This is a genomic window from Photorhabdus antumapuensis (genome assembly GCF_020387775.1).
Classification (GTDB): domain Bacteria; phylum Pseudomonadota; class Gammaproteobacteria; order Enterobacterales; family Enterobacteriaceae; genus Photorhabdus; species Photorhabdus antumapuensis.
In genome coordinates this window covers 1-5,145 of the sequence record NZ_JAHZMK010000085.1, presented here as the reverse complement: position 1 = coordinate 5,145, position 5,145 = coordinate 1, and the positions used below count along the sequence as shown (strand labels likewise).

General features: G+C 37.0%; 7 protein-coding genes and 1 pseudogene. All 8 read right to left on the bottom strand.

Annotation, left to right across the window (positions count from 1 at the left end; translation table 11 throughout):
* Window positions 1–1,191 precede the first annotated feature (1,191 nt).
* Window positions 1,192–1,803, bottom strand: a complete 612-nt coding sequence (locus KZ793_RS22165) for a DUF6392 family protein (RefSeq protein WP_225817242.1) — start codon at window positions 1,801–1,803, stop codon at window positions 1,192–1,194.
* Between the two features lie 18 nt (window positions 1,804–1,821).
* Window positions 1,822–2,295, bottom strand: a complete 474-nt coding sequence (locus tag KZ793_RS22160) for a DUF6392 family protein (protein WP_225817241.1) — start codon at window positions 2,293–2,295, stop codon at window positions 1,822–1,824.
* A 128-nt stretch (window positions 2,296–2,423) separates the two neighbouring features.
* Window positions 2,424–2,597 carry a hypothetical protein gene (locus KZ793_RS22155; protein ID WP_225817240.1) on the bottom strand — a complete coding sequence of 58 codons (174 nt, stop codon included), beginning with the start codon at window positions 2,595–2,597 and terminating at the stop codon, window positions 2,424–2,426.
* Window positions 2,598–2,794: 197 nt separating this feature from the next.
* Window positions 2,795–3,010 carry a DUF6392 family protein gene (locus KZ793_RS23035; protein ID WP_397443656.1) on the bottom strand — a complete coding sequence of 72 codons (216 nt, stop codon included), beginning with the start codon at window positions 3,008–3,010 and terminating at the stop codon, window positions 2,795–2,797.
* A gap of 120 nt (window positions 3,011–3,130) precedes the next feature.
* Window positions 3,131–3,385, bottom strand: coding sequence for a bacteriocin immunity protein (locus KZ793_RS22150; RefSeq protein ID WP_225817239.1), 255 nt, complete (start codon window positions 3,383–3,385; stop codon window positions 3,131–3,133).
* Window positions 3,386–3,427: 42 nt separating this feature from the next.
* A pseudogene (locus tag KZ793_RS22145) lies at window positions 3,428–3,511 on the bottom strand (DUF6392 family protein); the annotation flags it as partial.
* A 119-nt stretch (window positions 3,512–3,630) separates the two neighbouring features.
* Window positions 3,631–4,098, bottom strand: coding sequence for a DUF6392 family protein (locus tag KZ793_RS22140; RefSeq protein WP_088371353.1), 468 nt, complete (start codon window positions 4,096–4,098; stop codon window positions 3,631–3,633).
* Window positions 4,095–5,145: S-type pyocin domain-containing protein (locus tag KZ793_RS22135; RefSeq protein ID WP_225817238.1), on the bottom strand; the 1,051-nt coding region annotated here is incomplete at its 5' end. The genes KZ793_RS22140 and KZ793_RS22135, both read right to left, overlap by 4 nt.

The following is a 5,145-nucleotide window of genomic DNA, read 5'->3' as shown; positions in this document are numbered from 1 at the left end:
TATTCCGAAAGTGGCTGATTTTATCGCCTCAGATGCATGTAATAACTTATATTTTATAACAAGTTAAAAACACATGATTAACATAAGAACCAGTAAAAGGGGAATAAGCAAGATACAATTGAAGTTATTGTTACAAGCCATTCTTTTGAATGAATAGTGAACGTGGACAGCCCACAAAACTATCGGAGCTCTTCTGTTGAAAAGGGAAATATGGCTGTAATACTCAATTTGCAATCAATGCAACTTTTAAAGCCTTTTCCTTTGTGGGGCCGAGTTTTAAAGGTAATGCAGTTTTCACAAAGATAGTTAGCTGTATTTAATCGAAGCCCATTAACCATTAATAAAGAGTTAAAAAGTAATCATTGTGAAACCGAACAGACTGGTACTTAAACGCTTTCTCGCTACTATTTTATGAAGGAAACCCTAAAAATAACGAAATAAAAAAATGGATAAAACGGTTAATCTGGTAAGATTTAAGCCCTGAAAAAAGGGTTGATTATCCGTAAAACATAAAACAGATGCCTTATTAAAACTATTCAGGATTGCCGGTAAAACAGCATCAGTAAAGCTAAAATCGGCTATGATTAACATTCATTAAACGTAAAAACACGATATGCCATGATGATTAAACTTGATAAAAAGCAGGCGTTAAAAGTGGTTAAAACTTTTTCCAGATTAAAACCAAGGATTAACATCATGGCTTCTAAAACAATTTGAAACCAGCTAATTATAAAATTATCAGTGAAAAATAAAAAACAAAAATTTACTCTATTAATGCTTATATCCATTTTAGGAAAAAGAAAAATAAGAACATGAGTTGTTTAATCATAAAATACATTTTCCAAAATGAAATGATTTTATTAACGTTCTCAATCTGGAGTAAACTTTGTCGTAAATAGATTAAATAGTAGTAATTAACACCCTTTATCCAAGAAAAATAATTAAGAGATTGCTCTTTAATAAAAAATCTCCTAATAAGATTTTCTTAGACTATTTATTAACACTTAAACATTAACCACCATTATTTGTATAACCCCTGTTCTCGACTAAGCTAAAGTTATATTCTCCGCCCTCCTCTAACACGTAAATTAGCTAAATATAATCGCGGAAATCCTTTTCTTCCGGCATAGGTAACAATTCAATATCACTACCCACTTTATCCAAGACAAATAATTAGAAATTACACTTCACTCAAATTTTCTTAAAAGTTACATTACTCACCCTCTGATCTGTAGAATACGCAAAAATTATTCGTGTATTTGGGTACTGATCGCTCATTTGGTCAATATAAGTATCCCATCCTCCAACCATTCCAATAACTGGCAATTTAACAGCCCCCTTTGTCTTTGATGGTTCTCCTAACACAGATTTAACCTTTGTCTTATCCATTTCAGACAAAAATGGGGGTGGCATTTCACCTCTATAAATCCTCATCCTTGGCCCAGATGCAATTAGAGTAATACCGACTGAGATTAACGACCTTGATTTATCTTCAAAAACTAACGTTAATCCATCTTCTGGTATACAGAGAAATTCATCATCTCCTTCAAACAGATATTCAAATTTCTCTGTCGGGATAAGTTGTTTTTCAATTAGTTGCTCTGCTGTCTGCACCAAGTTATCAATTAACTCTTTAATGTTGATTTCCATTATTTTATAACCAAAATCTGGTATGCAATAGAATAAAACTTCGATGTTAAACATGGGTAGTGGTTTGTAAGCCTCTACCCTATCAAAGCAGGAAACTGGAAAAATGACTCCAAATCGTATTTCTAAAATAGAATTAATTCTTCCTCTGCTCATTCCGTTTTTAAGATATCTCTACCACGTAACATTTTCAGCACGAAGGAAAGTTATTGTCTCAACCTGCTCAAACAAATCATAGGATAATTGTATATAAATACTTTCCTCAGATTCAGGTACATTGTAAAGGTAGAGGTCTTTCCAGCCATATTGACGGTTAAACACCTTGCATGGTGGAAAGGACTTAATTGCTGGCCCCAAATGCTCCTTAATCCATTCACGTGTCATTGAATTAATCAGAGGAGGTGGCAATTGATTTGGGTAAACATAACGGGGCCGTTCTTCATCGATCAATGTCAGAGTGACATGTGTCAATTTCTTACTAGCCCGATCGAAAGCTAGAAATACCCCCTCTTTCTGCATATCTAACGACACATAATCATCACCAGAGTCTCCTCTAGGCTTACTCTTGTAAGGAATAAGACCTTCATCAAAAATTTCCTGATAAGATTTTCCTAGGCTATTGATTAATGCCTCCACATTTATCGTCATTATTTATATAACCTCTTTATTCATATCCGACCTCTAGTATATAAACACGGATAACGGTTTATTAACCGCTATCCAATAAAAATAGAAAATTTGAAAAAATATTCCAGAAAATTTTTCTCCAACGACAATTATATAACTAACTCAAACGCTAATACATCCACTCTAAAATCAGTTAAATATGAGAAATGAATGTTTGTATTAGGGTATTGTTCACTTAATTTACGTGTATAAGCATCAAACCCACCCATAAGCCCTATTACCGGAACCTTTTTAGGACCACCGCTGGAATCAGGTTCCCCCATGAGTGTTCTAACGGTTGTTTTATCCATTGATTTTAAAAATGGAGGAGGCATATCACCATTATATGAATCATTATTATCATATACCCGTTATCTTTCAAGCTGCCTCTTTGTTGGCTGCACTCACTCACCCCGGTCACATAGTTCTCTATGCTCCCGGGGATTCGCTCCCTTGCCGTCGCGATGCAACTCGAAATCTATTAGGTATAAACATTGATTAATACAAACTCCACTGAACACAGTCTCCTTGAAACATTATGAAAAGTTAACCTCAGACCGGGCTCTGGTTTACAAAAAAACGCATCATCTCCTTCAAAGAAATATTCAAACCTATTATCTGGAATAATCTGTTTTTCAATTAGTTTCTCTGCGGTTTTCCCCAAGTGATTAATTAGTACATTAATATTAATCGTCATTATTTGTATAACCCCTGTTCTTGATTAAGCGAAGGTTATATTCCCTGCCTTCCCCTTTAACACGAAAATTATCTAAATATAATCGTAGAAATTCTTTTCCTCTTTTTACCGGAATCCCTGTTATTTTTTAAAGTCGGGTTTTCCGTTTTTAGCTCGCCATTCTTTAATTTGCTTCACTATTCCTTCAGGAGAATCATCTTGACCAGACGATGGGTAAAAAATCAGTCCATTTCCGTTTGGGTGTTCTGAAAGTTTTTCAAAATGATCTATTAAATTATCATGTTCTTCCTCTGAAACATCCACAGCCCATATTTTATTCAATAGGGATAAGAATTCAGCTTCAGTATAATCTTCCAATTTATTTTTTAAATTCATCCTAATTTTTCCTTTTATTGGCGTGCATTTTTATACGCCGATTTCATAAGGAATTAATTCCTCATCATAAATATCTTGGTAGGTTCTACCTAAGCTATTAATTAGCGCTTCAACATTAACCGCCATTATTTGTATAACCCCTGTTATTGGTGAAACCAATTCATCTGCGATTTGGATTTCCAAGCTGCTCGCAAACTGCTCGCAAACGAATTGGCTCTTAAAAAATCTCCCATGTTTATTATTGACTACCAACGTACTTCTGATGTGGGTAAGAATGCTACTACTTTAACACATTCTAGTAAATCGTAATTAATTTGCATACTAGTTGGAAGACGAAAATCTAGTAGTGTATATAACTCTGTCCAGCCAGTATCTCTCTTTAATATTTTCTGTGGAGGAAGTGATTTTTCAGGATTTCCAAAATGCTCATGAACCCATTGCCGAGACATCATCGGAACTAATGGTGAAGGTAGCTCATTTGGAAACCGGTATTGTGGTTTCTTCTCGTCAATTAAAGTAAGCTCTATAGCAAATAAAACTTTATTAACCCTTCTAAAGGATAAGTAAACACCTTCTTTAGCCATATTTAAAGATATATCAGGATCTCCAGCAAACCCTGTAGGTTTGGTTTTATAAGGAATTAACCCTTCATTAAAAATTTCCTGATAAGTTCTTCCTAGATTGTTTATTAGTACCTCTACATTGACTGTCATTTATACAACCCTTGTTCCTCGTTTATTTTATGCATCCTCTGGCGAGCATTTTCAAGCTGTACTTCTGTTGCACCATATCTTTTCAAGCTCGGTTTTATAGCATCAAAGTTCCTATCTAATGCCGCACGTAAATCTTGCGAATCTCTTTCAATCTGTTCTGACGAATTTCGCCCTCCATAAGTTTGACTGAGTTTTTGATGTACTTCTTCCGGAATAATAATTGCAGATACATTTTTAGAATCAGAATTTAATTCGGAAGGTAATAATTTAGGATATAACGCTTTTAACCTTGCCTTAACCGCAGCAGCCGAAGGCATATGATCCGCATGTGTTCCATTTCTTAGCCTGCCCGCAAAGTTTCTATACAAATCCACTTCAAACAATTTCACCGGCGGCTTACTCAAATACACATACACCGGCGGCATATTCGGAATAGGAAGTACCAGAATATAATCCCGGAAATCCTTCTCTTCCGGCATCGGCAACGATTCAATATCGCTGCCCACTTTATCCGGGATAGGCAACACGGTTATTTGCGACGGAATAAACGGTCGTTCTTCATTCCCGGTATGCGCTGGAACCTTAAACTCCTGCTCGTTCGGCGTCCATAAAATCGTTGGCCTATTCTCTCCCGGCTCCCAGAACTCGTAATTCCCCGTAGTCCGGTTCAATCTCATCACATGAACCGGCACTCTATCCAGCCCATTTTCCGGGCTGACGTGATACCCCTGAACTGTCATCCTGCCGCTTTTTTCATCTCTGATCCAGCGGAAACGTACACGAGTCGGAGCCTTACCGAACTGTTCGGCTATTTGCCTGAGTTGATACTGATTTAAGTAATCCTCCTCGCCCTGATTCAACTCCGGTGAATAAAACAGCCCCATTAACCCAACCGTTACCGGATTGGGTGCCGCCAGCCAGCGCCCGGCACTGGTGGCACCTCCACCAATGTAACGCATCACCAGTGCTTCACCCTCCGCTACCGTACTGCGGGCAGTCGCAGCCACAGCGGTAGCGGCTGCTTCGGCTTTATCTTCACCATCACGG

Bases quoted from the DNA above. Each gene is read 5' to 3' on its own strand.
- KZ793_RS22165 (WP_225817242.1), bottom strand. From the start codon at position 1,803: ATGAGCAGAGGAAGAATTAATTCTATTTTAGAAATACGATTTGGAGTC.
- KZ793_RS22160 (WP_225817241.1), bottom strand. From the start codon at position 2,295: ATGACGATAAATGTGGAGGCATTAATCAATAGCCTAGGAAAATCTTAT.
- KZ793_RS22155 (WP_225817240.1), bottom strand. From the start codon at position 2,597: ATGGGGGAACCTGATTCCAGCGGTGGTCCTAAAAAGGTTCCGGTAATA.
- KZ793_RS23035 (WP_397443656.1), bottom strand. From the start codon at position 3,010: ATGACGATTAATATTAATGTACTAATTAATCACTTGGGGAAAACCGCA.
- KZ793_RS22150 (WP_225817239.1), bottom strand. From the start codon at position 3,385: ATGAATTTAAAAAATAAATTGGAAGATTATACTGAAGCTGAATTCTTA.
- KZ793_RS22140 (WP_088371353.1), bottom strand. From the start codon at position 4,098: ATGACAGTCAATGTAGAGGTACTAATAAACAATCTAGGAAGAACTTAT.